The sequence below is a fragment of the Catellatospora chokoriensis genome (assembly GCF_011297315.1).
Classification (GTDB): Bacteria; Actinomycetota; Actinomycetes; order Mycobacteriales; family Micromonosporaceae; genus Catellatospora; species Catellatospora citrea.
Genome location: NZ_JAAOTI010000022.1, coordinates 15,658 through 42,482 on the forward strand (window position 1 = coordinate 15,658; position 26,825 = coordinate 42,482).

At 72.5% G+C, this 26,825-nt stretch carries 24 protein-coding genes and 1 pseudogene; 15 read left to right on the forward strand and 10 right to left on the reverse strand.

Annotation, left to right across the window (positions count from 1 at the left end; genetic code table 11):
* The first annotated feature begins 179 nt into the window (after window positions 1–179).
* The 3 genes from HAV39_RS28485 to HAV39_RS28495 all read left to right on the forward strand — a co-directional run bounded on the left by HAV39_RS28485 (window position 180) and on the right by HAV39_RS28495 (window position 3,815).
* The gene (locus HAV39_RS28485; RefSeq protein ID WP_191842272.1) at window positions 180–1,112 is read left to right on the forward strand and encodes an aminoglycoside phosphotransferase family protein; all 933 of its coding nucleotides are present in this window, start codon (window positions 180–182) and stop codon (window positions 1,110–1,112) included.
* A gap of 178 nt (window positions 1,113–1,290) precedes the next feature.
* Window positions 1,291–2,730 (forward strand): alpha-amylase, encoded by a 1,440-nt coding sequence (locus tag HAV39_RS28490; RefSeq protein WP_191842273.1) that lies wholly within the window; start codon window positions 1,291–1,293, stop codon window positions 2,728–2,730.
* 257 nt (window positions 2,731–2,987) lie between these two features.
* A complete protein-coding gene (locus HAV39_RS28495) occupies window positions 2,988–3,815 on the forward strand; it encodes an oxygenase MpaB family protein (protein WP_191842274.1) in 828 nt (275 codons plus the stop codon).
* A 4-nt stretch (window positions 3,816–3,819) separates the two neighbouring features.
* Here the strand turns inward: HAV39_RS28495 and HAV39_RS28500 are convergent, their stop codons facing one another.
* The gene (locus HAV39_RS28500; protein WP_191842275.1) at window positions 3,820–4,455 is read right to left on the reverse strand and encodes a hypothetical protein; all 636 of its coding nucleotides are present in this window, start codon (window positions 4,453–4,455) and stop codon (window positions 3,820–3,822) included.
* Between the two features lie 138 nt (window positions 4,456–4,593).
* Here HAV39_RS28500 and HAV39_RS28505 point away from each other — a divergent pair, with 138 nt between their 5' ends.
* The gene (locus HAV39_RS28505) at window positions 4,594–5,352 is read left to right on the forward strand and encodes a VOC family protein (RefSeq protein WP_191842276.1); all 759 of its coding nucleotides are present in this window, start codon (window positions 4,594–4,596) and stop codon (window positions 5,350–5,352) included.
* Between the two features lie 71 nt (window positions 5,353–5,423).
* Here HAV39_RS28505 and HAV39_RS28510 read toward each other — a convergent pair whose 3' ends face one another.
* The 7 genes from HAV39_RS28510 to HAV39_RS28540 all read right to left on the reverse strand — a co-directional run bounded on the left by HAV39_RS28510 (window position 5,424) and on the right by HAV39_RS28540 (window position 11,374).
* Window positions 5,424–6,764: a peptidase C39 family protein gene (locus HAV39_RS28510; RefSeq protein WP_191842277.1), complete on the reverse strand. Its 1,341-nt coding sequence runs from the start codon at window positions 6,762–6,764 to the stop codon at window positions 5,424–5,426.
* Window positions 6,765–6,887: 123 nt separating this feature from the next.
* Window positions 6,888–7,613, reverse strand: a complete 726-nt coding sequence (locus HAV39_RS28515) for a hypothetical protein (protein WP_191842278.1) — start codon at window positions 7,611–7,613, stop codon at window positions 6,888–6,890.
* 76 nt (window positions 7,614–7,689) lie between these two features.
* Window positions 7,690–8,478, reverse strand: a complete 789-nt coding sequence (locus HAV39_RS28520; protein WP_191842279.1) for a tyrosine-protein phosphatase — start codon at window positions 8,476–8,478, stop codon at window positions 7,690–7,692.
* On the reverse strand, window positions 8,475–9,224 hold the full coding sequence (locus tag HAV39_RS28525; RefSeq protein ID WP_191842280.1) for a tyrosine-protein phosphatase: 750 nt from the start codon (window positions 9,222–9,224) through the stop codon (window positions 8,475–8,477). The genes HAV39_RS28520 and HAV39_RS28525 overlap by 4 nt, the downstream gene beginning before the upstream one ends.
* 64 nt (window positions 9,225–9,288) lie before the next feature.
* Complete coding sequence (locus tag HAV39_RS28530) at window positions 9,289–10,077, reverse strand: dioxygenase family protein (RefSeq protein ID WP_191842281.1); 789 nt, start codon at window positions 10,075–10,077, stop codon at window positions 9,289–9,291.
* A 209-nt stretch (window positions 10,078–10,286) separates the two neighbouring features.
* Window positions 10,287–10,820: an alkylhydroperoxidase, AhpD family gene (ahpD, locus tag HAV39_RS28535; protein WP_191842282.1), complete on the reverse strand. Its 534-nt coding sequence runs from the start codon at window positions 10,818–10,820 to the stop codon at window positions 10,287–10,289.
* Entirely contained in the window at window positions 10,820–11,374 is a 555-nt protein-coding gene (locus tag HAV39_RS28540; protein WP_191842283.1) for a peroxiredoxin, read from the reverse strand. The genes ahpD and HAV39_RS28540 overlap by 1 nt, the downstream gene beginning before the upstream one ends.
* A 398-nt stretch (window positions 11,375–11,772) precedes the next feature.
* Between HAV39_RS28540 and cimA the strand changes: the two genes are divergently transcribed.
* The 4 genes from cimA to HAV39_RS28560 all read left to right on the forward strand — a co-directional run bounded on the left by cimA (window position 11,773) and on the right by HAV39_RS28560 (window position 16,993).
* On the forward strand, window positions 11,773–13,368 hold the full coding sequence (cimA, locus tag HAV39_RS28545) for a citramalate synthase (RefSeq protein WP_191842284.1): 1,596 nt from the start codon (window positions 11,773–11,775) through the stop codon (window positions 13,366–13,368).
* A gap of 112 nt (window positions 13,369–13,480) precedes the next feature.
* Window positions 13,481–15,523, forward strand: coding sequence for an alpha/beta hydrolase (locus tag HAV39_RS28550; RefSeq protein WP_191842285.1), 2,043 nt, complete (start codon window positions 13,481–13,483; stop codon window positions 15,521–15,523).
* Window positions 15,524–15,619: 96 nt separating this feature from the next.
* Entirely contained in the window at window positions 15,620–16,369 is a 750-nt protein-coding gene (locus tag HAV39_RS28555) for a D-Ala-D-Ala carboxypeptidase family metallohydrolase (RefSeq protein WP_191842286.1), read from the forward strand.
* Between the two features lie 171 nt (window positions 16,370–16,540).
* Window positions 16,541–16,993 (forward strand): hypothetical protein, encoded by a 453-nt coding sequence (locus HAV39_RS28560; protein ID WP_191842287.1) that lies wholly within the window; start codon window positions 16,541–16,543, stop codon window positions 16,991–16,993.
* A 118-nt stretch (window positions 16,994–17,111) separates the two neighbouring features.
* Here HAV39_RS28560 and HAV39_RS43655 read toward each other — a convergent pair whose 3' ends face one another.
* Together HAV39_RS43655 and HAV39_RS43660 are read right to left on the reverse strand one after the other, a co-directional pair.
* Window positions 17,112–17,573 carry a S66 peptidase family protein gene (locus HAV39_RS43655; RefSeq protein ID WP_425321551.1) on the reverse strand — a complete coding sequence of 154 codons (462 nt, stop codon included), beginning with the start codon at window positions 17,571–17,573 and terminating at the stop codon, window positions 17,112–17,114.
* 78 nt (window positions 17,574–17,651) lie between these two features.
* A pseudogene (locus tag HAV39_RS43660) lies at window positions 17,652–18,527 on the reverse strand (S66 peptidase family protein); the annotation flags it as partial.
* Between HAV39_RS43660 and HAV39_RS28570 the strand changes: the two are divergent.
* From HAV39_RS28570 to HAV39_RS28600, 7 genes are all read left to right on the forward strand, one after another.
* Window positions 18,414–19,073: an endonuclease/exonuclease/phosphatase family protein gene (locus HAV39_RS28570; protein WP_373311591.1), complete on the forward strand. Its 660-nt coding sequence runs from the start codon at window positions 18,414–18,416 to the stop codon at window positions 19,071–19,073. The pseudogene HAV39_RS43660 and the gene HAV39_RS28570 overlap by 114 nt on opposite strands.
* A 285-nt stretch (window positions 19,074–19,358) precedes the next feature.
* Window positions 19,359–19,994: a TetR/AcrR family transcriptional regulator gene (locus HAV39_RS28575; protein WP_191842290.1), complete on the forward strand. Its 636-nt coding sequence runs from the start codon at window positions 19,359–19,361 to the stop codon at window positions 19,992–19,994.
* Between the two features lie 198 nt (window positions 19,995–20,192).
* On the forward strand, window positions 20,193–20,954 hold the full coding sequence (locus HAV39_RS28580; RefSeq protein ID WP_239120163.1) for a type 1 glutamine amidotransferase: 762 nt from the start codon (window positions 20,193–20,195) through the stop codon (window positions 20,952–20,954).
* Window positions 20,955–21,002: 48 nt separating this feature from the next.
* A complete protein-coding gene (locus tag HAV39_RS28585) occupies window positions 21,003–23,987 on the forward strand; it encodes a bifunctional [glutamine synthetase] adenylyltransferase/[glutamine synthetase]-adenylyl-L-tyrosine phosphorylase (RefSeq protein WP_191842292.1) in 2,985 nt (994 codons plus the stop codon).
* 103 nt (window positions 23,988–24,090) lie between these two features.
* Window positions 24,091–24,876: a metallophosphoesterase gene (locus tag HAV39_RS28590; RefSeq protein ID WP_191842293.1), complete on the forward strand. Its 786-nt coding sequence runs from the start codon at window positions 24,091–24,093 to the stop codon at window positions 24,874–24,876.
* Window positions 24,877–24,945: 69 nt separating this feature from the next.
* Complete coding sequence (locus HAV39_RS28595) at window positions 24,946–26,040, forward strand: sensor histidine kinase (RefSeq protein WP_191842294.1); 1,095 nt, start codon at window positions 24,946–24,948, stop codon at window positions 26,038–26,040.
* A gap of 67 nt (window positions 26,041–26,107) precedes the next feature.
* Window positions 26,108–26,767 carry a response regulator gene (locus HAV39_RS28600; RefSeq protein WP_191842295.1) on the forward strand — a complete coding sequence of 220 codons (660 nt, stop codon included), beginning with the start codon at window positions 26,108–26,110 and terminating at the stop codon, window positions 26,765–26,767.
* Window positions 26,768–26,825 lie beyond the last annotated feature (58 nt).

The following is a 26,825-nucleotide window of genomic DNA, read 5'->3' on the forward strand; positions in this document are numbered from 1 at the left end:
CCACGTGCCGCGTACCGCACGATGCTTTCGTAACGGATCCGATACCGGCCGGGATGCGCGGCCCACGGCGGAGCCCCTCGCCACTCGGGTGCCGCGCCGGTGGCCGCAGCGGGCAGGCGCACCGGGCAGCGCAGGGAAATCCGCTGGTGGAGCCGATTGGCGGATGGGATCGTGGGGCCGTGACCGAGTTTCCCGACCGGATGCGGCGCACCGCGCTGAGCAAGGGCGCGGCGGGCCGCGACTGGCTGGCGGAGCTGCCGGAGCGGCTGGCGCAGGTGTGCGCCGGCTGGTCGCTGACGCCCGGTGCGGCGCTGGACGGCGGGTCGGCGGCGCTGGTGCTGCGAGTGGCCAGGGCCGACGGCACGGAAGCGGTGCTGCGGCTCGCGCCGCCCGGGGACGGGTTCGCGGGGCAGGTGCGCACTATCGCCGCCGCGGACGGGCACGGCTACGTCCGGCTGTACGCCCACGATCCGGAACGTGACGCCGCGCTGCTGGAACCCCTCGGCCCGGCACTGGCGAGCACCGCGCCGTCGCCCGAGCACGTGCTGGACGTGCTCGCCGCGACACTGCGGCAGGCCTGGCTCGTGCCCCGGCCGGCGGACGCGGCGGTGCCGCCCGGCACGGACAAGGCCAGCACGCTCGCCGAGCTGATCGTCGAGCTGTGGCCGGAGACCGGGGAGCCCTGCCCGGCCGAGGTCGTCGAGCGGGCCGTCGGCTACGCCCGCCGCCGCGCGGCCGCGTTCGACCTGGACCGCAGCGTGGTCTGCCACGGCGACCCGCACCCGAACAACGCGCTCGCCGTGCTGTCGCCCCGGCCCGGCGCGGAGTCGGGCCACGTCTTCGTCGACCCGGACGGCTTCCTCTGCGACCCGGCCTACGACCTGGGCGTGGCGGTGCGCGGCTGGACGGACGAGGTGCTGGCGGCGGCGGACCCGGTCGGTCTCGTGCGCGGCTACTGCGCGCGCCTGGCCGCGGCGACCGGCGTGGACGAGCAGGCGATCTGGGAGTGGGGCTTCACCGAGCGCGTGTCATCGGGCCTGTACATGATCCGGCATGGCGCCCCCGACGAGGGCCGCGAGTATCTGGCTTCCGCCGCCCGCCTGCTCGGCTGAGGCATCGCTCCTGGTTGGAAGATCTTGCGTGGCCGGTCTCGTGCCGATCCTCCTCGGATTCGTTGACTTCGTTGAAACTTCTTGTGAATATTGCCGCAAGGTTTCAATGCGGTTTCATCCGCCTGCTCCACGCACCGCTGCGCGACGATCCGTCCCCTCGTACGTCCGGAGTGTCCTCATGCAACGACGCAGACTTCTCCCCCTGGCGCTGGCGGCGGTTCTCGCCGCCACGCTGCCGATCCCGGCCGCCGCCCCCGCGGCCGCAGCCCCCTCGGGCAGCAAGGACGTCATCGTCCAGCTCTTCGAGTGGAACTGGCCCTCGGTCGCGGCCGAGTGCACCAACTTCCTCGGCCCGCGCGGCTACGGCTACGTGCAGGTGTCCCCGCCCCAGGAGCACGTGCGCGGCCAGCAGTGGTGGGTCGCGTACCAGCCGGTCAGCTACCGGGTCGAGTCCCGCAAGGGCACCCGCGCCCAGTTCCAGTCGATGGTCACCACCTGCCACAACGCGGGCGTGAAGGTCATCGTCGACGCGGTGGTCAACCACATGACCGGCGTCGGCTCGGGCACCGGCTGGGCCGGCTCGACCTACACCTCGTACACCTATCCGGGCATCTACCAGACGCAGGACTTCCACCACTGCGGCCGCAACGGCAACGACGACATCGTCAACTACGGCGACCGGTACGAGGTGCAGAACTGCGAGCTGGTCAACCTCGCCGACCTCAAGACCGAGAGCGACTACGTCCGCACGAAGCTCGCCGGATACCTCAACGACCTGCTGACCCTGGGCGTGGACGGGTTCCGGCTGGACGCGAGCAAGCACATGCCCGCCGCGGACATCGCCGCGATCAAGGGCAAGCTGTCGCGCTCGGTGTATCTCGTGCAGGAGGTCATCTACGGCGCGGGCGAGCCGATCCTGCCCACGGAGTACACCGGCAACGGCGACGTGCACGAGTTCCGCTACGGCAAGGACCTGGGGCGGGTGTTCCGGCACGAGAAGCTGGCCTACCTGAAGAACTTCGGCGAGCCGTGGGGGCACATCGCCACCGGCAAGGCCGTGGTGTTCACCGACAACCACGACACCCAGCGCGACGGCGGCGACATCCTGACCTACAAGGACAACGGCATCTACGCGCTCGCCAACGCGTTCATGCTGGCCTGGCCGTACGGGACGCCCGCGGTGATGAGCAGCTACGAGTTCAGCAACAAGGACCAGGGCCCGCCGTCGGACGCCAACGGCAAGACGAACAACGCGACGTGCTTCTCGGGCGGCTGGCGGTGCGAGCACCGCTGGCAGGTCATCGCGAACATGGTCGGCTTCCACAACGCGGTCAAGGGGACCACCGTCGTCAACTGGTACGACAACGGCAGCAACCACATCGCGTTCGGGCGCAGCGGCAAGGGGTACCTCACGATCAACGACGAGGACGGGGCGGTCAACGGACGGTCGTACCAGACCAACCTGCCCGCGGGCCGGTACTGCGACGTGATCCACGGGGAGAAGAGCGGCACCGCCTGCACCGGTCCCGTGATCACGGTGGACGCCGCGGGCTGGTTCGCGGCCAACGTCGCGGCCCACGACGCCATCGCCATCCACGTCGACGCGAAGATCAGCTAGCCCCCGGGGCACGGCTCGCGCCTCGGGCCCGCCCTTGGCCCGCCCTTGATCGCTCGACTTGCCCGGTACAGGTGCGTATCTTGAAGCGCCTTTCGCCCAGGTGCCGGGCAAGTCGAGCGATCTTCCGAGGGAAGGGCGGCCGGGTCGGGTCGGCCGACTCGGGCATACCGGATGATCAGGGTTGAATTGCGCTCGGGTCGCGACGGGTGGTCGCGACGGCGTTCCGGGGCGTCGGCGGGCATGGCACGCTGGAACGCATGGACGATGCCAGCGACCTCGGACTGTTCGGGCCAGGGTCGGCGACCTGGCGGGTGCACGCCGAGCCGGTGCTCTGGGTCGCCGGGGTGCGCTCGCTGTTCCTGCAGGCGCTGCACCCCCGGGCGATCGCCGGGGTGGTGCAGAACTCCAGCTACAAGGTCGAGCCGTGGGGCCGCCTGATGCGCACCGCGGACTACGTCGGCACCGTCATGTTCGGCACCACCGCGCAGGCCCGCGCCGCGGGGCGGCGTATCCGGGGCGTGCACGCCCGCATGCGCGCGGTGGACCGGCACACCGGCCAGACGTACCGCATCGACGAACCCGAGCTGCTGCGCTGGGTCCACGTCACCGAGGTGGAGTCGTTCGTGAGCACGGCCCGCCGGGCGGGTCTGGAGCTGAGCGACGCCGACGTCGACGGGTACTACACCGAGCAGCGCCGGGCCGCCGAGCTGGTCGGGCTGGACCCGGCGTCGGTGCCGGGCACGGCGGCCGAGGTCGCCGCCTACTACCGGCGGATGCGCCCGGAGCTGTCGCTGACCCGCGAGGCCCTGGACACGCTGTTCTTCCTGATGGCGCCGCCGCTGCCGTGGCACCTCGGGCTGACCCCGGCCCGGCTGGTCTACACCGGGCTGGCCGCGACCGCGTTCTCGCTGCAACCGGGCTGGGCCCGCCGCATCTACGGCATGCTGGGCCTGCCCACCACCGACCTGTCCGCGTCGGTCTCGGTCCGCGCGCTGCGCCTGACCATGCGCGCCCTGCCGGACCGCTTCCTGCACGGCCCGATCTACCGCGACGCCATGGCCCGCGCCGCCGCCGCGACGGTCTGACGCCCTACGTCCAGGCGGGGGAGGGGGGTCGGGTTTGCTGGGCGGTGGGGCAGACGCGGGGGTCGCCGGAGTGGAAGGCGTCCCACCAGCGGCGGCCGTCGGCGGCGAAGGAGGTCAGGGGCACCGGGGAGCCGTCGGCGCGCTCGACCTCCAGGCGCTCGAAGTGGATGTCGCCCTCGATGCAGTAGGCCGAGTCGCCGCCAGGCTCCTGGCGGCCGCACTCGCTGAACCAGTACATGGAGTGCGTGGCCGGGCCGGTCTCGGCCAGGACCAGGCTCACCGTGGCGGGCCAGTCCCGGGTGAGTTCGGGGTCGTCGAGGAAACTCCACCCGTACATCGGGTTCGACCAGCCGACCGAGGCGAGGAAAGCGTCCGCGGCGTCGGCGTCGGCCAGCTCGATCGCGTGGCCGTAGTCGCGGCTCAGGGAGCGGTCCGCGCGCAGCAGCACCCGCATCAGGCAGACGCCGGTGAACACCAGGGCCCGGCGGGTGTCCGGGTCGGCCGGCCCGTGTTCGGGCAGCGCCAGCACGTGCAGCAGCAGGCGCACCGTGCGGCCGGGCCAGTTCACCCGCAGACCCACCACGTCGGACTCGTTGAGTGCCGTGTTGCACCCCGCGAGCAGGGAACGATCCTGGAGCATGGCGCCATCATCGCGCGCGATCGGTCCGTGCGCACCGACCCGGCTGCCCGGATCGCCTGTCCGGCCAGCCGAACGGAGCGGGTCGGACGGCACGCGCAGAGGTCGCCGTGAACCACGGATGGCCCTAAGGTGGCGGGCATGCGAGTGAGGGGATACGCGCCCGCCACCCCGTGCTGGGCGGAGTACGTGACCGCGGACCCGGCCGGTGCGGCGGCGTTCTACAGCGGGCTGTTCGGATGGACGCCGGGCGAGGTGTTCGCGCTCGACGGCCGCGCGGTCGCGGGCCTGCTCCCGGCCGAGCCGGGCCGGCCGTCGACCTGGTTGTGCTACGTGTCCGCGGTGGCCGCCGAGGACGGCGTGGCGGCGGTGCTCGACGCCGGTGGAAAGGTGGTCGTCCCGGCGCACGACCGCGGCCCGCGCGGCCGGGCCGCCCTGGTCGCCGACTCCGCCGGGGCGGTCTTCGGGCTGTGGCAGCGCGGCACGTCCGGCGGCGCCGAGGTGGCGGCCGAGCCCGCCTCGATGTGCTGGACCGAGGTGGTGACCTGGGACGAGGCCACCGCGGTGGCGTTCTACGGCAAGGCCTTCAACTGGTCCGAGCGCAAGAGCGAGATCGCCGAGGGCGTCGACCACATCGAGTGGTTCGTCGACAGCCGCACGGTCGGCGGGCTGTCCGTGATGGACGAGCGCTACCCGGCCGGCACCCCCGCGCACTGGCGGGTCACCTTCGAGATCGAGGACTGCGCCGCCACGATCGCGCGCTGCCTGGAACTCGGCGGCACGGTGCTGAGCGGGCCGCTGGACCTGCCGGTGGGGCACTACGCGCTGCTGGCCGACCCGCTGGGCGGCACGTTCGGGGTGATCGCGCTGTCCGACGCGATCCTGGACACCCGGCTGTGACCGGACGGCGGTCCGGCATCAGGCGGTGACCCGGGTGCGCCCCACGGCGGGGGCGCACCCGGGTCGTCAGGTCACCAGTTCGTGGAGCCCGCGACCACCGGCCACGGCTTCCACCACGGCTTGATCAGGTAGGCGATGCCGCCCGAGCCCGAGGCCACCGTGCCGTTCGCGCGGTAGCGCTTGGTACGCAGCCAGATCTGCTCGAACTGCGCACGCGGGTAGACGTTGCGCACCGCGTCGTTGCTCGACGACGCCGGGTCGTTGATGATCACGTCGCCCTCGGCGGTGAAGCCGACGATGACGAACAGGTGCCCGGACGTGCCGTAGCCCGCGCCGTCCAGCTCCGTGGAGAGGAAGGACTGGCTGGTGATCACCGGGATGCCGGCCTTGATGAACCGCTCCGCCTCGTCGAGCGAGTGCAGCCGGGTCACCTTGGCGTCCAGGCCCGGGAACGACGCGGCGTACGCGGTGTTGAACGGCCAGTTGCCCGCGCCCTCGTAGGCGTAGTCGTACGTCATCCGGGCCGCGTGGTCGACCTGCGGGTCGGCGTAGGACGGGTCGACCCACGCGGTGTCCTGCGCCGACGGGCCGCGGCCGTAGTACTGCACGACCATCGCGGTGGACGTGGGCGAGCACCAGGCCTCGCCGCCGCCGTCGTACTCCGGGTACTCCCCCGTGTGGATGTTCTGGGAGAACCGCGGCACGGCCAGCTCGGTGCCCCAGGCGATGCCGCCCGCGCTCGGCGTGACGGTGAACCGGTCGGGCACGAAGGAGCTCATCGCGCCGAGCATCCAGACCCGCGGCGAGCGCCACTGGCCCGGCGCCCGGTACAGGGTCAGGCGCAGCTGGTAGGCGTGCAGCAGCACGCCGTTGGCGGCGTCGTCGATGGAGAAGGTGTCGGTCCAGATCGTGGACCACGGGTCGCCCTGTCGGTTGACCGTGGTGCGCTTGATGTCGGTGTCGCCGGAGGCCCAGCGGCCCATCGTGTACCAGGGGGTCTGCCCCCCGGTGTTGTAGGTGCCCTGCATCTCGATCTGGATCCAGGTGCCCGCCGGGGTCTCGGCGTTCCAGGAGGCGACCAGCTCCGTGGCGTCGAAGCCGACCTCGGTCACCGGCGAGGTCCAGGTGGAGTAGTCGTAGCTCTTGGTGACGCCGGTGTACGGGTCGGCGTAGTCCGTCTTGCCGGCCGGCAGCAGCATGGTGATCCCGGTGCGCACGCCGGGGATGGCCAGGGTGCCCTGGTGGGTGCCCTGCCGCCAGTCGGGGTAACGGGACCACTCCTGGAACGTGACCTGCTCGTCGTGCGTGGGCGGCGCGGCCGCGGCGGGCGCGCCGGCGGCGGCGGACAGCGCCGCGAGGCTGAGCGCGGTGAGGCCGGCGACGACGGCCGCCCGCAGGCGTGATCTGGCCATGGGTACTCCGCGGAAGTGGGGGATGGACATTCACCCGCCACTATCGCCGTTGAAGTTAACTTTCGCCAGACCCTAGTTGTCCGAAGATTTCTTCATCCGCGCGCCGGATCGGGCGGCGGGCCGTCAGGCGGCCACATTGGCCACCGAGGGCTCCGGTGCCTCCTCCTGCTGCGCGCCGCCCTGCTTCTTCCTGCGGCGGCGCAGCAGCCAGCTCACCACGCCGACGATGCTGGTGACCACGGCCGACCAGGTGCCCCAGTGGGTGACGACCTGCCACACGGTGTACGCCATCGTGCGGCGGACCTGCACCGACAGCGCGACCTCGTGCGTGATGACGTGCCCGTTGCTCAGCGGCACCTCCAGGTAGGCGGTGAGCAGCAGGTCGTCGGTCGGATGCTTGGGGTGCACCAGCCAGGTCCACAGCATCTGCACGTCGCTGCCAGTGGTGGCGTTGACCGACTCCGACGGCGTGATCTCCACGTCCTCGGTGTTGCCGCGCAGCGTCGCCTTGACCGTGGGCCCGACCTCCAACCGCCCGAGGGCCGTGGGCTTGGTGCCCGCCAACATCGCGTTGATCTTCTGGGTGAGCTTCTCGCCCTCGCCGACCGCCAGCCCGATCCGCTGCGTCCGCTCGACGTCGAGCACGGCGGGCGCCTGCCAGTACGCCTGGCGGGTGACCAGCTCCCGGGCCGCCGTGTCGATGTCCTTGAAGGTCCCTGTGCCGGGCGCCACCTGGCCGGGGTTCGGCTGCTGCATGGAGTCGCCGCCGGTGTCGCCTCCGCAGCCGGCCAGGGTGGCCACGGCGACGGCGGTGGCCACGGCCAGCAACGCTCGCGTTCCGATGTGCATAATGGACGGCTCCTCCCCGATGAAATTCCGTCACATCATGGCACTCGTCGATAACGCAGCGGTCACCTCATGGCCGCTACTCGCGCAACCTCGACCGCAGTGCGTCGATGGTTTCGTCGTCCAGGCCTGCTCCCGTCAGGTAGGCGCGCACCGAGCCGTGCCGATCGCGCAGCTGGGCCAGGAAGGTACGCATCACCTCGGCCGGCGTGCTCGCCAGGTAGGGCTGCAGCGGGCCCTTGTCCGGGCGGTGCTGTCGCTGCCAGTCCAGGTAACGCGCCATGCCCCGCTCGGTCAGCTCGTAGTCGGCGGCGATGTCGGCATCGGACACCCCGGCGAGTTCCAGCACCAGCGCGATCACCACGCCGGTGCGGTCGCGCCCGCCCCAGCAGTGCACCACGGTCGGCCCCTCGGCGGTAGCGATCAGCTCGACCGCCCGGGCGATGTCGGCCGCCGCGTGCTCGGCGGTCTCGTGGTAGCGGGCCAGCAGGAACGCCACCACGCCCGCCTCGGGCGAGTAGTCCTCGGCCCGCCACACCGGGTTGTTCAGCGGCACGTTGTGCCAGTCCTCGCAGCACCAGGCCGGGGCGCGGCCGTGGCGCTCCAGCTCCACCGGGTGCCGCAGGTCGATCACGGTGTGTACGCCGAGCTGCGCGAACCGCTCGCGGTCGGCCTCGCCCAGCGCGGTCAGCGTGTCGGAGCGGAACAGCACGCCCCGGCGCACCTCGCCCCCGTCCGTGGTGGCCAGGCCGCCCACGTCCCGGAAGTTGAACAGCGGACTCGCGAAGTCGACCAGCCGGGACGAGTCCACCCGCCCGCCACGCTCGGCGGCGGGGGGCGCCGACGACGGCTCGCTCCGGCCGCTCACGCTTCCAGCAGCCGTTCGCGCAGCCGGGCCACCCGGTCGCGGTGCAGGCCCGCGCCGACCAGGTATTCGGTCACCGAGCCGTGCCGGTGACGCAGCCCGTGCAGGGTCATCAGCATGGCCTCGGCCGGGGTGTGCGTGTAGAACGGCGGCGGGGTCAGCTGGTTCTCGTCCGGGAATGCGGTGCGCACCCACTGGGTGAACAGCGGCGCGCTGCGCTCGGTCAGCGCGTAGTCGGCCGCGATCTGGTCGTCGGGCACGCCCAGCAGGTCCAGGGTCAGCGCCACGATCAGGCCGGTGCGGTCCTTGCCGGCCACGCAGTGCACCACGGTCGGGCCGTGGTCGTCGTCGGTGAGCATGCCGACCACCCGGGCGATGTCGGCCTTGCCGTGGTGGGCCAGCTCCAGGTAGCGCTCGGCCAGCCAGCGCGGGACGCCGATCTCCGCGGTGTAGGTGGAGTGGTCCCAGTTCGGGTGATCGAGGTGGTTGTGCCGCCACACCACCTGCGTCCACTCCGGCACCCGGCCCATCGAGGCGACCTCGGCGGGCCGGCGCAGGTCGATCACGGTGCGGATGCCGAGCGCCGTGAACGCGTCGCGGTCCTCGGCGCCGAGCCGGCTGAGCGTGTCGGACCGGTACACCGTGCGCCGGCGTACGGCGCGGCCGTCGGTGGTGGTCAGGCCACCGAGGTCGCGGAAGTTGAAGACGGCGGCGAAGGCGATGCTGCGCTCGATCGGCGTGGTGGTCACCCCGATACCGTAATCAAGGTCACGTCACTCGGTGTAGAGCGACCGCGTCACATCAGCAAGTAGGTCAGCCGAGTTGGACGGAACGTTTGGCCAGGCCCATCCAGAAGCCGTCGATGACGGTGCGCTGCGAGGCCAGGTCGTCCTCGCCCGCGCCCAGGGTGACGAACAGCGGCGCGAAGTGCTCGGTGCGCGGGTGCGCCATCGCGCCCGACGGGGCCTTGCGCAGGAAGTCGAGCAGCCCGTCGACGTCGCCGGCGTCCAGCGCCTGCCGGCCCCAGTCGTCGAACTCCGCCGACCAGCCCTGCACCGGCGCATCGAAGCCCAGGTGCATGTACGGCATCGCGGCGCGCAGGTTGTGGGTGAAGAAACCCGAGCCGACGATGAGCACGCCCTCGTCGCGCAGCGGCGCGAGCCGGCGGCCGAGCTCCAGCAGGCGCTGCGGGTCGAGCGTGGGCATGGAGATCTGCAGCACCGGCACGTCGGCCTCGGGGAACATCTCCACCAGCGGCACGTAAGCGCCGTGGTCCAGGCCGCGGTCGGGCACGTCGGTCACGGGCGTCTCGGGGCTGCGCAGCAGCGCGCGCACCTTCGCGGCCAGCTCGGGCGCGCCGGGGGCCGGGTACGTCACCTCGTAGTAGTGCTGGGCGAAGCCGCCGAAGTCGTAGTAGAGCGGCACCGTCGTGGTCGCGCCGATCGCCAGCGGGGCGTTCTCCCAGTGCGCGGAGACGACCAGGATCGCGGTGGGCCGGGGCAGGGCGCTCGACCAGTCCGCCAGCTGCCGGGTCCACAGCGGGTCGTCGGCCAGCGGCGGAGCGCCGTGGCTGAGGTAGAGCGCGGGCATACGGGTGCTCATGACACCGAGAATACTTGACCATTCAACTAACGTCGAGTGGCGGTCCTCACCCTGACATACGGAAAGCCCGGCGGGACGTCTCCCGCCGGGCTCCTTCCGGGGTAATGCCTTCTTGTCGCAACTCGTGAAGAGTCGCGGTCTCGGTGCCGCCCGGATGGCGCGACTCTTCAAGAGTTGCGCCAGGTGGGGTGGGTCGGGCCGGCAGGGTGTCAGGCCGTCAGGGCGGACTCGGCGTCGAGGGTGACGGCGGCCGCGTGGACGACGGCGGCGATGCGCAGGGCCTCGTGGACGGCCTCGCGGCCGATGCCGGTGCCGATCAGGGTCTTCTCGTGCGACTCCAGGCAGACCCCGCAGCCGGTGATGGCCGAGACGGCCAGGCACCACAGCTCGAAGTCGGCCTTGTCGACGCCCGGGTTGCCGATGATCTGCATGCGCAGCCGGGCCGGCAGCGACTGGTAGGCGTCGTCGCCGATCAGGTGCTTGGACCGGTAGTAGACGGTGTTCATCGCCATGATCGACGCCGCGCCCTTGGCCGCCTCGATCGCCTCCGGCTTGAGGTGGTCGCCCGCCTCGGCCGCGATCTCCCGCAGCACGAACGCGTTGCGGGCGGCGAACGCGCAGGCCAGGGCGGTGCCCCAGAGCTGCTGCGCGGTCAGCGGCGAGGTGCCGAGCACGGTGCCGAGGTTGAGCTTGGTGTCGCGGGCGTACGCCGGCAGCGCCGCCTTGATCGCGTCGAGGCCCATCAGGCGGCGGCCAGCAGCTTGCCGGCGTCGAGGGTCTCGCCGCCCTTGTTCCAGTTGCACGGGCACAGCTCGTCGGTCTGCAGGGCGTCGAGCACGCGCAGCACCTCGGCGACGTTGCGGCCGACCGAACCGGCGGTGACCATCACGAACTGGATCTCGTTGTTCGGGTCGACGATGAACGTCGCGCGCTGCGGCACGCCGTCCTCGCCGAGCACGCCGGCGGCCTCGGTGAGCTCGCGCTTGACGTCGGCCAGCATCGGGAAGGGCAGCTCGCGCAGGTCGGGGTGGTTCTTGCGCCACGCGTGGTGCACGAACTCGTTGTCGACCGACCAGCCCAGCACCTGCGCGTCACGGTCGGCGAACTCGCCGTTCAGCCGGCCGAACTCGGCGATCTCGGTGGGACATACGAAGGTGAAGTCCTTGGGCCAGGAGAAGAGCACCCGCCACTTGCCCTCATAGGTCTTGTTGGTGATCGTCTCGAACGCCTTGTCGGCGTCCAGCGAGACGCACGCGGTGAGTTCGTAGGCGGGGAAGTGGTCGCCGACGGTGAGCAAAGCAGGTACCTCCTGAGCGGTCTTTCTTGAGCCGTTCAAGATTAGGCAGGGCGTAACGACGCGGCGATTACCGGATCATGACATTGTGGCGACCGCCACGGGGTCGTCGTCGTGCCCCGTCGCGCAGGTCATCGACATGATCCGTTGCCGGTGTCGCGACACGCCTTCCCGACATGCGGGAGCCTGCTGGTCTGAGGGCCACAGAAGTGGGACGCTACTGAGCGTGATCCGCCTCGTACTGATTATTGGCACCTAGCGCGCCGGCCGCACCTGGGCAACCAGGCCCCTCGCCGACGCGCAGACCTCCCGCGACCGCGGGGGGTCTTTTGTTTTGCACCGCTTCCCGGTTCTCACGTCGGCGCCCCACAGGCGGGCGCCCGCACAGGAGGTCACACGACATGCAGATCTTCGACACCACGCTGCGCGACGGCGCCCAGCGCGAGGGCATCACCTACTCGGTAGCCGACAAACTCGCGGTGGCGCGCCTGCTCGATCAGTTCGGGGTCGGGTTCATCGAGGGCGGGTGGCCGGGCGCGGTGCCCAAGGACACCGAGTTCTTCGAACGGGCCAGAACCGAACTGGAGCTGCAGAACGCGCTGCTGGTGGCGTTCGGCTCGACCCGCAAGGCGGGGGTCGCGGCGGCCGACGACGCGCAGCTCGCGGGCCTGCTGGCCGCGCAGACGCCGGTGGTCTGCCTGGTCGCCAAGTCCGACGTGCGCCACGTCGAGCGCGCGCTGCGCACCACCCGCGAGGAGAACCTCGCCATGGTCGCCGACAGCGTGAACCACCTGCGGGCGCACGGCCGCCGGGTCTTCGTCGACTGCGAGCACTTCTTCGACGGCTTCCGCTTCGACCCCGAGTACACCGCGTCGGTGGTGCGCACCGCGCTGGACGCGGGCGCCGAGCGGGTGGTGCTCTGCGACACCAACGGCGGCATGCTGCCCTCGCAGGTCAGCAAGGCCATCGCCGAACTCGTCGAGCGGCTGGGCGTCTCGCCGGAGTCGTTCGGCATGCACGCGCAGAACGACACCGCGTGCGCCGTCGCCAACACCATCGCCGCGGTGGAGGCGGGCGTACGCCACGTGCAGGGCACCGCGAACGGCTACGGGGAGCGCCCCGGCAACGCCGACATCTTCGCCGTCGTGGCAAACCTGCAGCTCAAGCTGGGCATGACCGTCCTACCGGACGGGTGCCTGGAACAGATGGCGCACGTCTCGCACGCCATCGCCGAGATCGCCAACATCGCACCCGACTCCCACCAGGCCTACGTCGGGTCCGCAGCGTTCGCCCACAAGGCGGGTCTGCACGCGAGCGCGATCAAAGTCGACCCGGCCCTCTACAACCACGTGGACCCGGCCGTGGTCGGCAACGACATGACGATCCTCGTCACCGAGATGGCCGGCCGGGCCAGCATCGAGCTCAAGAGCCGCGAGCTCGGTCTGGACCTGGCCGGCCAACCGGACACGCTGTCCAAGGTGACGCACCGGGTGAAGGAGCTGGAGGCGGCGGGCTGGTCCTTCGAGGCCGCCGACGCGTCCTTCGAGCTGCTGGTGCGCCAGTCCCTGGGCGAGCAGACGACCCCGTTCACGCTGGAGTCGTACCGGGTGATCGTCGAGCACCGCGAGGACGGCGCGGTGGTCAGCGAGGCGACCGTCAAGCTGCGGGTGCGCGGCGAACGCGTCATCGCCACCGCGGAGGGCAACGGCCCGGTCAACGCGCTGGACCAGGCCCTGCGCCAGGCGCTGGAGCGGCACTTCCCGCAGCTGACCGGGCTGGAGCTGGCCGACTACAAGGTGCGCATCCTGGCCGGCTCGCACGGCACCGACGCGGTGACGCGGGTGCTGGTGGAGACGGTGGACACCGACGGTCGTGACTGGACCACGGTCGGCGTGCACGAGAACGTGGTGGAGGCGAGCTGGCGGGCGCTGGTCGACGCGCTGGCGTACGGCGTCGCCGCCGCGGGCGGGGACCGCAAGGTGCGCTCGCGGCGCTGATCGCGCACCGGCACGGCGGCTGCTCCGGCAGCCGCCGTGTCATCCCCCGTGACTGACTGATCGAACAGTCTGAGTATTGACCGCCACTGCTGGCTACCGCACCATGTGGCCCATGTCACTGAGCCCCCAGTCAGTTTCAGCGGCGGCTACCCCGCCCCGGTCCACCATCAGGCTCCTGGCCGCGCTGCTGTTCGCGGCGGCGGCGCTCACCGTGCCCGCCGCAGGCGCGCAGGCCGCGCCGCGGCCGTCCGTGCAGGTCGGCTCGCTCACCCTGCCGCCCTGCCAGACCTCCACCCTGGCCTGGTGCCTGAAGACGCCGTTGCCCTTCGACCACGCCGACCCGGCCGCGGGCACGCACGGCGTCTACTTCGAGTGGTACCCGGCCACCGGCGGGTCCGCGGTGGGCACGGTGCTCACCGTGCAGGGCGGGCCCGGCTACGGTTCCACCGACTACCGCGACGACTACCTGAAGATGCTCGGCCCGCTGACGCAGACCCGCAACGTGCTGATCGTCGACCTGCGCGGCACCGGCAAGTCCGATCCGGTCACCTGTGCCCCGGTGCAGGGCTGGAAGATCGCCGATGGGAATCAGGCGTACATCGACGCCGTCGGCGCCTGCGGCACCCAGCTCAACACGACCCGCCGCCGCGCGGACGGCAGCTACGTGCGCGGAGCCGAGCTCTACACCACCGCCAACGCCGCGCGTGACGTCGCGCTGCTGCTCGACCGGCTCGGCACCGGGAAGGTCGACCTCTACGGCGACTCCTACGGCACCTACTTCGGCCAGGTCTTCACCGCCCGGTACGCGGCGAAGCTGCGCTCGGTGACCCTCGACGCGGCGTACCCGGTGCTGGGCGCGGATTCGTTCTACCCGGACGTGATCGCGACCGCGCGCACCGCCTTCGACAAGGTCTGCGCCCGCGCCGCGGCCTGCGCCGCCGCGGCTCCCGGCTCGTCCTGGGCCAGGATCACCAGCATGGTGAACGCGGTCCGCGCGGCACCGTTCACCGGCGTGGTCAAGGATGTGAGCGGCAAGAACGTCACCATCACCATCGACGTGGCCGCGATGGTCATGCTCGTCCAGGCCGCGGGCTGGGACAACGGCGTCTACCGGGAGCTGGACCCGGCGATCCGCGCCTACCTCGACCGCGGCGACCGGCTGCCGATCCAGCGGCTGGCCGCCCGTTCCCTCTGGTACGGCGACGGTGGCGCGGTGTCCGAGTTCTCCAGCGGGCTGTACGCCGCGAACTCCTGCAACGACTACCCGCAGGCCTTCTCCTACAGCGGCACGAACGCGCAGCGGCTGGCGCAGTATGCCGCCGCGGTCGCCGCGTTGCCGAGCGGCATGTTCGCCCCGTTCACCGTGGACGAGTGGGTGACCAGCCCGGCGGAGGAGTTCGACGCCTGCCTGAAGTGGCCGGCCCCGGTGGTCGACGACGCGCCGATCACCACGGGCCCGCCGCTGGCTCCGGCGACGCTGCCGGTGCTGGTGCTCTCCGGCGAGCTGGACTCGCTGACCTCGCCCGCCGAGGGCCAGCGGGTGGCGCAGCAGGTGGGCGGTTCGGCCCGGTGGATCCAGATCGGGAACATGTACCACGTCTCCGCGATGCTCGACTTCGTCGGCTGCGCCGAAGGCCTGGTGCGCACCTTCATCGGCAACCCGGCCGGGCTGATGGCGATGAACGCCTCGTGCGCGGCGAACATGCCGGAGGTGCATACGCCGGGTGCCTTCCCGATGGCGCTGGCACAGGTCACGCCGGCCGCGGCCGGGGCGGGCAACGCGGCGGGCGCGGACGCCCGGCGGCTGGCCGCCGTCGGCGCATCGGTGGTCGGCGACGCGATCTGGAACTGGTGGTACGTCCCGCTCAACAAGGTCTCCGAGCTGCGCGGCGGAGTGGTGCAGTTCAGCGGCGGGCCGGACGTCTACACCGGCAACGTCAACAGCGTCTACTGGACCACCGACGTGCGGGTCGACGGATCGCTGACCTGGAACCGGACCACCGGCCACGTCAGTGCCGCCTTGCAGGTGTACGGCCCCGGCACGCTGCAGGCCACGGTGAACGTGTCCTACGACGACTACACGCCCGGCGGCGTCGCGACGCTCACCGGCAGCTCGGGCGGGGCGAACCTGGTCGCCACGGTGCCCATCCCGTGACGGCCTCGCGTCCGAACTTGCGAAAGGATACTTCGTAGTAACTGCAAGATATGTAAACTCTTGACATCGATGTACGTGGTTGGCACAGTGCCTGGCATGTCTCGACGTTTCCCCCGCAACGCCCTCACCCGGGCGTTCACCGTGCTGGTGATGGCGGCCATCGGATCAGTGGCCGCCATCGCCGTCGGCGCGTCCCCGGCGTACGCCGACGGCTGCTACACCTGGGGCCGCTCGCTGTCCTCGGGCATGTCCGGTGAGGACGTCCGGCAGCTGCAGATCCGCGTCGCGGGCTGGCCGGGCTACAACAACACCATCGGCATCGACGGCGTCTTCGGCGCGGAGACCCGCGACGCGGTGATCCGCTTCCAGCAGGCGTACGGTCTCGGCGCCGACGGCATCGCCGGCCCGCAGACCTTCAGCAAGATCTACTCCCTGCAGGACGACGACTGCACGCCGATCCACTTCAGCTACGCCGAGCTGAACAAGTGCAACACCACCTGGGCCGGCGGCGCGGTCTCGGCCGCCACCGCCAAGTCCAACGCGCTGCGCGCGATGTGGCGCCTGGAGGCCCTGCGCCACGCGCTCGGCGACCAGGCCCTCCGCGTGACCTCCGGCTTCCGCAGCACCGCCTGCAACAACGCCGCCGGCGGCGTCTCCGGCAGCCGCCACCTCTACGGCGACGGCGTGGACCTCGGCTCCGGCCCGCACTCCCTGTGCACCATCGGCAAGCAGGCCCGCTACCACGGCTTCACCGGCATCCTCGGCCCCGGCTACCCGGACCACTCCGACCACATCCACACCGACGCCCGCAGCGGCACCCTCTGGTCCGCCTCCCAGTGCTTCTAACAAAGGAAGGGCACCTTCTTATCGTTTTCTGTATAGGAAGGTGCCCTTCTTAACGCTCGCCAGGGGTGTGGAGGGTGGCGGGTCGGGGGAGAGCCGCGGTCGCGGGGCGGCGGTAGGCTGCGCGGCACGCACCTCTGCCGGGCCCGGCCCGTTCGACCTGGAGGCACCCCCGTGAGCGACAACCCCTACCGGGCACCGACCCCGCCTGCCCCGCCCGCGGCATCCGCCCCGGCCGCGCCCGCCGTCGCCGCCTGGTCCGACCCCTCGCTGGACGCGCCGCCGCCGCCCCGGCGGCAGGTCGAGGCCGGGCTGGTGTGGCGGGGCATCTTCACGATGCTCGGCGCGCACGCCTTGACCATGCTCGCGGGCCTGCTCGCCGGGCTGCTCTTCGGGCAGCAGACCGGATCCGGCCCGATGTCCGACGGCGGCCATGCCTACGTGTTCGTCGTGGTCGGCGTCTTCGCGCAGTTCATCCTGGGGATCGTCGCCCTGGTCACCGGTATCGGCGGCATCATCGGCAAGGACGGCGGCAAGGGCTCGGGCATCCTCATCGGCTGGGTCGCGGGCATCCCGGCCAGCTTGATCGTCGGCATCGTCATCACCGCCACGCTGGCCAACGCATAGCGAGCACCTGCCCACCCCACACGGTTGATCATGAAGTTGTGGCACCGACACGCCGACGAACCGTGCCATAAGTTCATGATCAACCTGGTGGGGTGGCCGGTGGGCGGCGGTGGGGGCGTCAGGTGGTGGCGGGGGCGACGGTGAGGGTGCCGGTGTCGGCGTCGAGGACCGCGCGGGTGCCGAGGGGGACGGCGGTGTGCTGGGCGCCGTGGCCGATGGGGAGGCCGCCCAGGACCGGCAGGCCCAGGTCGAGCAGGCGATCGGTGAGCACGTCGGCGATGGTGACCGGCCAGGCGTCCGCGCAGTCGGTGAACTGGCCGACGGCGATGCCCGCGACCTGGTCGAGCGCGCCGCTGCGGCGCAGGTGGGTGAGCATCCGGTCGACGCGGTACGGGTACTCGCCGACGTCCTCGACGAGCAGGATCGCGCCCGTCAGGTCCGGCAGGTGCGGTGTGCCCAGGGTGCTGACCAGCAGCGACAGGTTGCCGCCGAGCAGGGTGCCCTCGGCGTGGCCGGTGGTGCGCACCCGGTGGGTGTCCTCGGCCGGGTCGGCGGCGACGACCACCGGCTCCCCGCTCATCAGCGCGTGGCGCGCGCCGAGCGCGGTCGGCGAGTCCGCGCCCTTGTCGAACTGCGCCGCGACCGGCCCGTGCACGGTGGCCAGCCGCGCGCCGCGCCACAGCGCCAGGTGCAGCGCGGTGATGTCGGAGAAGCCCATGACCAGCTTCGGGTCACGGCGTACGGCGTCGAGGTCGACGCGGTCGGTGATGCGCTGCGCGCCGTAGCCGCCCCGGGTGCAGAGCACGGCCCGGACCTGCGGGTCGCCGAGCGCGTCGTTGAGGTCGCCGAGGCGCTGGTCGTCGGTGCCGCCGAAGTAGCCGTGCCGGGCCAGCACGTGCGGGTAGACGCGGGGCGCCAGGCCCCAGCCGGTGAGCACGGACACCGCCGCCTCCACGCGCTCGGCGGGCACCGGCCCCGAGGGCGAGACCAGCGCGACCGTGTCGCCGGGCCGGAGGGTCGCGGGGTGCAGCGTGGCGGTCATGGCCGCAGAGCCTAACGCCGTCCACGGAACCTTCACAAAGCAAACACCTAGTTGACCATGAAAACGTATAGCATCCCGTGCATGAAACGGTTCCTTCTGTCCGCGCTGCCGTGGGTTCTGGCGCTGCCGGCGGCGGTGTGGGCCGTGTTCCGGATCGCCGGCTGGGACGACAGCTACCCGATGGCGCAGCTGATGGCGTTCACCCCGTACGTCGCCGCCGGCTGCCTGGTGCCGCTGGCGGTGCTGCTGGTGTGGCGGCGCTGGGCGGCTGCCGCGCTGGCCGCGGTCACCGCGGTGGCGCTGGCCGCGGTGGTGCTGCCGCGCTGGTTCGCCGACGGCGACCCGACGGCCGGGGCGGCTGGCGCGACGCTGCGGGTGATGAGCGCGAACGTGCTGGTGGGTTCGGCGGGACCGGCCGAGCTGGTCGACCTCGTGCGGACGCGCCGGGTGGACGTGCTGGCGCTGCAGGAGGTGACCCCGGACTTCCTGGCCGCGGCGGACGCGGCGGGCATGCGCGACGAGCTGCCGTACCGGGCGGACTACGCGGTGCCCGGCGTGGAGGGCTCGGCGCTGCTGTCACGGCATCCGCTGCGCGGCGCCGGGGTGCGGGTCAACCCCGGGGGCTTCCAGCAGGCCCATGCGGAGGTCTCGGTGCCGGGCGGGGGCAGCGTGCTGGTGGAGTCGGCGCATCCGCTGGCGCCCTGGGCGGACTTCGTGACGCCGCTGTGGAAACGCGGCTTCGAGGGCCAGCCGCGGGCCACGCCGCAGGGGCCGGTGCGGGTGCTGCTCGGCGACTTCAACGCCACTCTCGACCACCACCTGCTGCGCGACCTGATCGACTCCGGTTACCGGGACGCGGCCGACGTGCTGGGGCGGGGCCTGTCCGGCACCTGGGGGCCGTACGACGGGGACACGATCCCGCCGGTGACGCTGGACCGGGTGCTGGCCGACAGGCGGGTGGGCGTCAAGGACTTCCAGGTGCTGGAGCTGCCGCGCAGCGATCACCGGCCGGTGTACGCCGAGCTGGTCCTGCCCTAGGTCCCACCACTGTTTGAGCGGACGCTCAAGCCTGCTAGGCTGACGATTGACCGACCGCTCAAATTTGTGGCGCGGGCCGTGTTCCCTGAGGACCGTCCTGACCCGACACCGCCGACCGCAGCGGCAGCAGTTTTGTCAGACCGGTGCGAGAAAGTCTGCCCGTCCCGCCAGTCGGGGACGCGACAGTACGGGCGGTGCCGGCCACATTGGCAACGGGGGGTGGCCGGCACCGCCCGCATACGTGCGTCTGACATACGCGCAGGGCCCGGGTATCGAGGGAGCGGCATGTCCGACACGAAGCAGCGGTTGCTCGACGGGGCCATGGAGACCCTGCGCAAGCAGGGGATCTCGGGCGTCTCCGCCCGCAACATCGCCGGCCAGGCAGGGGTCAACCAGGCGCTCATCTTCTACCACTTCGGCAGCGTGGACGACCTGCTGGTGGCGGCGTGCACGGCGGCGACCGGCGAGCGCGTCGCGGCCTACCGGGAGCGGTTCGCGACCGTGGACTCGCTGCGCGAGCTGCTCGAGGTCGGCCGCGCGCTGCACGAGGAGGAGCGCGACCTGGGCAACGTCGCGGTGCTGGCGCAGATGCTGGCCGGCGCGCAGCACGACGAGAAGCTGGCCCGGGTGACCGCCGAGACGCTGGGCATGTGGACCGCGGAGATCGAGTCCGTGCTGCGCCGGGTGCTGGCCGGCTCACCGTTCGCCGAGATGGCCGACGTGCCCGGGCTGGCGGCGGCGATCTCGGCCTCGTTCGTCGGGCTGGAGCTCTACGAGGGCGTCGACCGGCCGGGTGCGGAACGCGCGATGGCGGCGCTGGAGCAGCTCGGCGCGCTGCTGGAGGTCGTCGAGGAGCTGGGGCCGGTGGCCCGCCGCGCGTTGCGGAGCAAGATCAATAAAGCGGCCGCCCGCCGGAGCTGACGCGGTGGCGGCACCGCTGAGTCCCGACCTGCTCGTCCTGCCGGGCCGGGTCGGGCCGGTGCACAGCGCGGCGACGCCGGACACCGATCTCCACGTCGAGACGTCGTCGGACTGATGCGTCGCGGCACGGCCCGCCGCCTGCGGAGCTGCCGCCCACCCCGTTCGGCCAAGCGCCGGGGCCGGGCTAACCTCGTCAGCGTGGCGACCGCACTGGTGATCGAGAACGACCCGACCGACGACCTGCGCCGACTCGGCGACTGGCTGACCGAGGCGGGGCTGGAGCTGTCCGTGCTGCGCCCGCACGCGGGCGACGCGCTGCCCGACGATCTTGATGGCTACGCCGCGTTCGTGGTCATGGGCGGGGAGCAGGACGCCTTCCCGAAGGACGGGGTGCCGGGCGCGCCCTGGTTCCCGAAGCTGGAGTCGCTGCTGCGCAAGGCGGTCAAGAACCGGGTGCCGACGCTGGCGATCTGCCTCGGCGGGCAGCTGCTGGCCCAGGCGCACGGCGGCACGGTCGAGCGCTCCACCAGCGGCCCCGAGATCGGCGCGCGCCTGGTCGCGCGGCGCGACAAGGCGGAGTCCGACCCACTGTGGTGGGCGGTGCCGTTCGCGCCCGACGTGATCCAGTACCACTTCGACGAGATCACCGAGCTGCCGCTCGGGGCGACCCTGCTGGCCGCCTCGCCGCGCTATCCCCACCAGGCGTTCCGGGTCGGTGACCGGGCCTGGGGCACCCAGTTCCACATCGAGTGCGACGTCGACATGTTCACGAACTGGGTGGAGAACAACCGGGACTGGATGACCGAGCAGGGTTGGCAGCCCGACGGGCTGATCGCCGGGGTCGAGGCGACCCAGGACGACGTGGCCGAGGTGTGGCAGCCGTTCGCCCGCCGCTTCGCCGAACTCGCCCTGGGCACGCTGCCCGACGCCGGCCGCCGGGAGCTTCCGCTGCTGAGCTGAGCCGTGCCGTGGCTTCTGCGGCCGCGTGCCCGCCGATAACCTGAGCGGATGGCGGGAATCGGGCGGTTGGCACGGTACGGCTTCACGCTGTCGGCGACCGGCCCCGACCCGGCGGTGCTGCTCGGCGCGACGGGGCTGAGCCTGTGGGACGCGGCCGCGCAGCGGCCGGTCGACGAGGAGAGCGCGCTCATCCTGGAGCAGCTCGGCCGCGCCGCCGACCCCGACCTGGCGCTGCGCCAGCTGCACCGCATCGCCGAGCGGGACAGGGGCGCCGACAAAGCCGACAAAGGGGTGCTGGAGCGGCTCGGGGCCGACGAGGATCTGCGCATCCGGCTGCTCACCGTGCTGGGGGCGTCCTCGGCACTCGGCGATCAGATCGCCGCGCAGGCGGGCCAGTGGCAGGTGCTCACGCACACCGTGCCGCCGCGCTACGAGGTGCACAGCGGGCTGGCCGACGTGCCGTCGCTGCGGGACGGTTACCAGCGCGGGCTGCTGCGCATCGCGGCCGCCGACCTGGCCGACGGGGTCGACGTCGAGACGACGATGGCCGAGGTGACCGCGCTGGCCGACGCGACGCTGCGGGCGGCGTACCGGATCGCGCTGGGGCGCGTCGGCGACCAGCGGCCCCGGCTGGCCGTCATCGCGATGGGCAAGTGCGGCGGCGATGAGCTGAACTACGTCTCGGACGTGGACGTGATCTTCGTCGCCGCCGAGGACGAGGACCTCGCCGCGGGCACCACCGTGGCCGCGGCGCTGATGGAGATCTGCGGCCACGTGGCCTGGCCGGTGGACGCCGCGCTGCGGCCCGAGGGCGGGCGCGGGCCGCTGGTGCGCACCCTGGCCAGCCACCTCGTCTACTACCAGCGCTGGGCCCGCACCTGGGAGTTCCAGGCACTGCTCAAGGCACGTCCGGTGGCCGGGGACGCGGGGGTCGGCAAGGCGTGGCTGGCCGCGCTGCAGCCGCTCATCTGGCACGCCGCGGAGCGGCCGGAGGCGGTCGAGGACGTGCGCGCGATGCGCCGGCGCATCATCGACCAGATCCCGCGCGCCGAGATCGAGCGGGAGATCAAACGCGGGCCGGGCGGGCTGCGCGACATCGAGTTCGCGGTGCAGTTGCTGCAGCTCGTGCACGGCCGCGGCGACGAGACGCTGCGCTCGGGCAACACCCTCAACGCGCTGCGTTCCCTGGTCACGGGTGGTTACGTGGGTCGCGGGGACGGGGAGGCGCTCAGCGCGGCATACCGGTTCCTGCGCAACGTGGAGCACCGGCTGCAACTGCAGCGGCTGCGGCGTACGCACACCGTGCCCGCCGACGACGGCCAGGCGGGCACCCTGGCGCTGCGCTGGCTGGCGCGGGCCATGAACTACAAGCGCGAGGAGCCGTCGCTGGGCACCGGCCGGGGCCGGGAGGGCGGCGGACTGGACCCGATCGCGGCGTTCCGCGCCGACTGGGTCACCCACGCCGCCGAGGTGCGCCGGCTGCACGCCAAGCTGCTCTACCGGCCCCTGCTGGCGGCCGTGGCCAAGGTGCCCGCCGACGGCCTGTCGCTGCGCGCCGACGCCGCCCGCAAGCGCCTGGAGCTGCTCGGGTACGCCGACCCGGCGGGCGCGCTGCGGCACATCGAGGCGCTGACCTCGGGGGTGTCGCGCACCGCGGCGATCCAGCGCACCCTGCTGCCGGTGCTGCTGGCCGAGTTCGCCGACGCGCCCAACCCCGACGCCGGGCTGCTGGCCTACCGGCAGGTGTCCGACACGCTAGGCACCACCCCCTGGTATCTGCGCCTGCTGCGCGACGAGGGTCCGGTGGCGCTGCGGCTGGCCCGGGTGCTGGACAGCTCGCGTTACCTGACCGACCTGCTGTCCCGCGATCCGGAGGCGCTGCGGCTGCTGGCCGACGACACCGAACTCGCCCTGCGCGGCCGGCAGTCGCTGCTGGACGGCACGGCCGCCGCCGCCGGACGGCACGCCGATCCGCGCGCGGCGGTGGCCGCGGTGCGGGCGATGCGCCGCCGCGAGCTGTTCCGCATCGGCAGCGCCGACCTGCTCTCCGGCGCGGGTGAGCTGGCCCCGGCGAAACCCGTCGGCATCACCGAGGTGGGGCAGGGGCTGGCCGATCTCACCGACGCGACCGTCGCGGCGGCGCTGGCGGTGGCCCGGCAGGCCGCGGGGGCGCCGGACGAGCTGCGCTTCTCCGTGATCGGCATGGGCCGGCTGGGCGGGGCCGAGACGAGCTACCCCAGCGACGCCGACGTGCTGTTCGTGTACCAGCCCGCCCCCGGCATGAAGGACGACGCCGCCAACGGTGTCGCGCTGGCGATCGCCGAGCAGCTGCGCACGCTGCTGTCCGCGCCCGCGCCCGATCCGCCGCTGGGCATCGACGCCGACCTGCGCCCCGAGGGCCGTCAGGGCCCGCTGGTGCGCAGCCTCGCCGCCTACCAGCGCTACTACGCGACCTGGTCGCAGGTGTGGGAGGCGCAGGCGCTGCTGCGGGCCCGGCCCGTCGCCGGGGACGCCGCGCTGGCCGCCGAGTTCATCGCGCTGGTCGACCCGGTGCGCTACCCGGTCGACGGGCTGCGCCGCGAGCAGATCGTCGAGATCCGCCGGATCAAGGCACGGGTGGAGAACGAGCGGCTGCCCCGCGGCGCGGACCCGCTCACCCATACCAAGCTGGGCCGCGGCGGCATCGCCGACGTCGAGTGGACGGTGCAGCTGTGGCAGTTGCGGCACGGGCACGACGTGGCGGGGCTGCGCTCCACGCGCACCCTGGACGCGCTCGCGGCGGCCCACGCGGCCGACCTCGTGTCGGTCGAGGACGCCGAAGTGCTGGCCACGGCGTGGACACTGTGCTCGCGGGTGCGCAACGCGCTGACACTGATCCGCGGCCGGGCCGTGGACCAGCTGCCCCGGCACGGCGTCGAGCTGGCCGGGGTGGCGCGCCTGCTGGGCGGCGGCGACCCGGGGGAGTTCCTGGACGAGTACCTCAAAGTCACCCGCCGGGCGCGCGCGGCCGTGGAACGGCTGTTCCTGGCGTGACCGGCGGTGGGCGGCAGGCCGGCGGTCAGCCCTGCGTGGGTATGCCGCGCCGGGGTGTCGGCGTGCCCAGGGAGCTTTCATGGTCATGTCGTAGGGTGATCGCGTGACGCTCTACGTGGTCGGTGACGTGCACGGCCATCTCGTGCCGCTGACCCAGGCGCTGCGGGTGACCGGCCTGCTCGACGCGCAGGGCGCCTGGACCGGCGGCGACGCGCGGCTGTGGTTCCTCGGCGACCTGACCGACCGCGGCCCCGACGGCATCGGCGTGATCGACCTGATCCGGCGGCTGCAGGGCGAGGCGGCCGCGGCCGGCGGCGAGGTCGGCTGTGTCATCGGCAACCACGACATGCTGCTGTACGGCAGCCGCTTCGTCCCCGAGTCGCCGGTGACCGAGGTGCGCACCATCGTGCAGGTGTGGGCGCTCAACGGCGGCCAGGAGCACGACCTCGAGGCGCTGGACGAGCAGCGGGCGGCCTGGCTGGCCGACCTGCCCGCGGTGGCGCTGGTCGACGACCACCTGCTGCTGCACGCCGACACCCTGGCCTACCTGGAGTTCGGGCCGACCATCGACGCGGTCAACGCCGCGGTGCGCACCATCATGCACGAGCACGACGAGCGGACCTTCGGGCGTAACACCCGGCTGCTGTTCCGCCGCTTCGAGTTCCTGGAGCACAACGACGGCGTCGCCAACGCCCGCCTGCTGCTGGACACTCTCGGCGGGCGGCAGATCGTGCACGGCCACTCCACCATCCCGGAGACCTTCGGCGTCGCCCCGTCCGCCGTGCGCGGCCCGGTCACCTATGCCGACGGCCTGGCCATGGCCGTGGACACCGGCATCTCGCTGGGCGCGCCCTGCATCATCGTCTCGCTCACCCCGGCCGCCGCCTGACCCCCCGCCGTCCACCCCGGACGGCCACGGGCGTACGCGTCGGGCCGCGGTGGCCTAGGCTTGCTCACCGTGACGTGGGGGATGGCGCGGCCCGCCGACCTGTCCCGCCGGGCCTGGTCGGTGGACATCGGGCTGACCGTGCTCGTGCTGGCCGCGCAGTCCGCGCCCTACTTCTTCACCCGCCGGTTCGGCGAGGATCCCCCGTGGACGTTCGCCGACTACTGGCCGGTGCTGCTGACCTCGCTGCCGGTGCTGCTGCGCCGCTGGCAGCCGACGTACGCGCTGCTGCTCACCGCCGTCGGCATCGCCGCGTACGCGATCGCGGGCACCGGTCCCGCCCAGCCCATCTGGTACGGCCCGCTGGTCTGCTTCTACGCGGTGGCCTACCAGTCCCCGCGGCAGCAGCGGCTGGTGGTGCTGATCGTCACCGCCGCGGGCATGCTGTCGATCATCGAGTCGGTCAACACCGCGGTCCGCGAGATGGCGACCTGGTCGGCGGCGTACATGCTGGGCACCCTGGCCCGCACCCGGCGCGAGGCCGCCGCCCGGGAGCACGCCCAGGCCGCGCAGCTGGCCGCCGAGCGCGAGCGCACCCGGATCGCCCGTGACCTGCACGACATCCTCGGCCACGCGTTCAGCCTGATGGTGGTGCAGGCCGAGGCGGGCGGCGCGATCGCCCGGCGCGACCCGGCCAAGGCCGAGGCGGCGTTCGACGCGATCTCCGATGCGGGACGCAGCGCCATGGCGCAACTGCGCGCGGCGGTCGGCGGGCTGCGCGATTCCTCGCTGGCCCCGCAGCCGGGCATGGCCGACCTGCCCGAGCTGGTCCGCGGCACCCGGCACGACGGCCTCGACGTCACCTTCGCCGAGCACGGCGCACCACGCCCGCTCCCGCCCGACGTGCAGCTCGCTGTTTACCGCGTGGTCCAGGAGGCACTGACGAACGTGGTCCGCCATGCCGCCGCGACCTCCGCTCGCGTGTCGGTGACCTGGGGCGACAGTGGCACCCGGGTGAGCGTCGCCGACGACGGCCGCGGCACGGCCCCGGTCACCCCGGGCAACGGCCTGGTCGGCCTCGGTGAACGGGTCGCCGCAGTGGGAGGCGTCGTCGAGTTCGGCCCCGACCCTGCCGGCGGCTTCCGGGTCACGGCGGTGTTCGCGTGACGGGGACGGCGGGCTTCCCCAGCCGGCGGGCAGGCGGAGAGCGGAGCAGGGTGCGGGAGGAGCGGTCGTGACCATCACCGTGGTGGTCGCCGACGACCAGGAGCTGGTGCGGTCGGGGTTCGCGATGATCCTGTCCGCGCAGCCGGACATCGAGGTGGTCGCCGAGGCCGCCGACGGCGCGGAGGCGGTCCGGGCGGTGGCGCAGCACGCTCCCGCCGTGGCGCTGCTGGACATCCGGATGCCGGTCATGGACGGCATCGAGGCGGCCCGGCGCATCTGCGCGGCCGGGCCGACGAAGGTGGTCATGCTGACCACGTTCGGCTCCGACGAGCACGTGTTCGCCGCGCTGCGCGCCGGGGCCAGCGGATTCCTGCTCAAGGACGTACGCCGGGACGACCTGGTGCACGCGGTGCGGGTGGTCACGGCCGGGCAGGCGCTGCTCGCGCCCGCGGTGACCCGCCGCCTGATCGACGACGTGGTGCGCATGGGCGGGCGGGCCGCACCGGCCCCGTCCGCGGAACTGGCCCGGCTGACCGAGCGGGAGCACGAGGTGCTGGTGCTGCTCGGTCGGGGGCTGTCCAACCCGGAGCTGGCGGCGGCCCTGTTCGTCAGCGAGCACACGGTGAAGACGCACGTCAGCAGCGTGCTGAGCAAGCTCGGGCTGCGCGACCGGGCGCAGGCCGTGATCGCCGCGTACGAGTCGGGGCTCATCCGCCCCGGCGAGTGACTCCCTCGCGCGAGGGAGGGCCCGGACCGCTCTCGTCGGCGATGTCCACGGCGTCGGA

Coding starts and splice junctions, on each gene's coding strand:
- HAV39_RS28570 (WP_373311591.1), top strand. CDS start 18,414: ATGAGCGCGAACGTGCTGGTGGGTTCGGCGGGACCGGCCGAGCTGGTC.
- HAV39_RS28550 (WP_191842285.1), top strand. CDS start 13,481: ATGTCACTGAGCCCCCAGTCAGTTTCAGCGGCGGCTACCCCGCCCCGG.
- HAV39_RS28510 (WP_191842277.1), bottom strand. CDS start 6,764: ATGGCCAGATCACGCCTGCGGGCGGCCGTCGTCGCCGGCCTCACCGCG.
- HAV39_RS28505 (WP_191842276.1), top strand. CDS start 4,594: ATGCGAGTGAGGGGATACGCGCCCGCCACCCCGTGCTGGGCGGAGTAC.
- cimA (WP_191842284.1), top strand. CDS start 11,773: ATGCAGATCTTCGACACCACGCTGCGCGACGGCGCCCAGCGCGAGGGC.
- HAV39_RS28500 (WP_191842275.1), bottom strand. CDS start 4,455: ATGCTCCAGGATCGTTCCCTGCTCGCGGGGTGCAACACGGCACTCAAC.
- HAV39_RS28585 (WP_191842292.1), top strand. CDS start 21,003: ATGGCGGGAATCGGGCGGTTGGCACGGTACGGCTTCACGCTGTCGGCG.
- HAV39_RS28555 (WP_191842286.1), top strand. CDS start 15,620: ATGTCTCGACGTTTCCCCCGCAACGCCCTCACCCGGGCGTTCACCGTG.
- HAV39_RS28530 (WP_191842281.1), bottom strand. CDS start 10,077: ATGAGCACCCGTATGCCCGCGCTCTACCTCAGCCACGGCGCTCCGCCG.
- HAV39_RS28515 (WP_191842278.1), bottom strand. CDS start 7,613: ATGCACATCGGAACGCGAGCGTTGCTGGCCGTGGCCACCGCCGTCGCC.
- HAV39_RS28575 (WP_191842290.1), top strand. CDS start 19,359: ATGTCCGACACGAAGCAGCGGTTGCTCGACGGGGCCATGGAGACCCTG.
- ahpD (WP_191842282.1), bottom strand. CDS start 10,820: ATGGGCCTCGACGCGATCAAGGCGGCGCTGCCGGCGTACGCCCGCGAC.
- HAV39_RS28495 (WP_191842274.1), top strand. CDS start 2,988: ATGGACGATGCCAGCGACCTCGGACTGTTCGGGCCAGGGTCGGCGACC.
- HAV39_RS28490 (WP_191842273.1), top strand. CDS start 1,291: ATGCAACGACGCAGACTTCTCCCCCTGGCGCTGGCGGCGGTTCTCGCC.
- HAV39_RS43655 (WP_425321551.1), bottom strand. CDS start 17,573: ATGAGCGGGGAGCCGGTGGTCGTCGCCGCCGACCCGGCCGAGGACACC.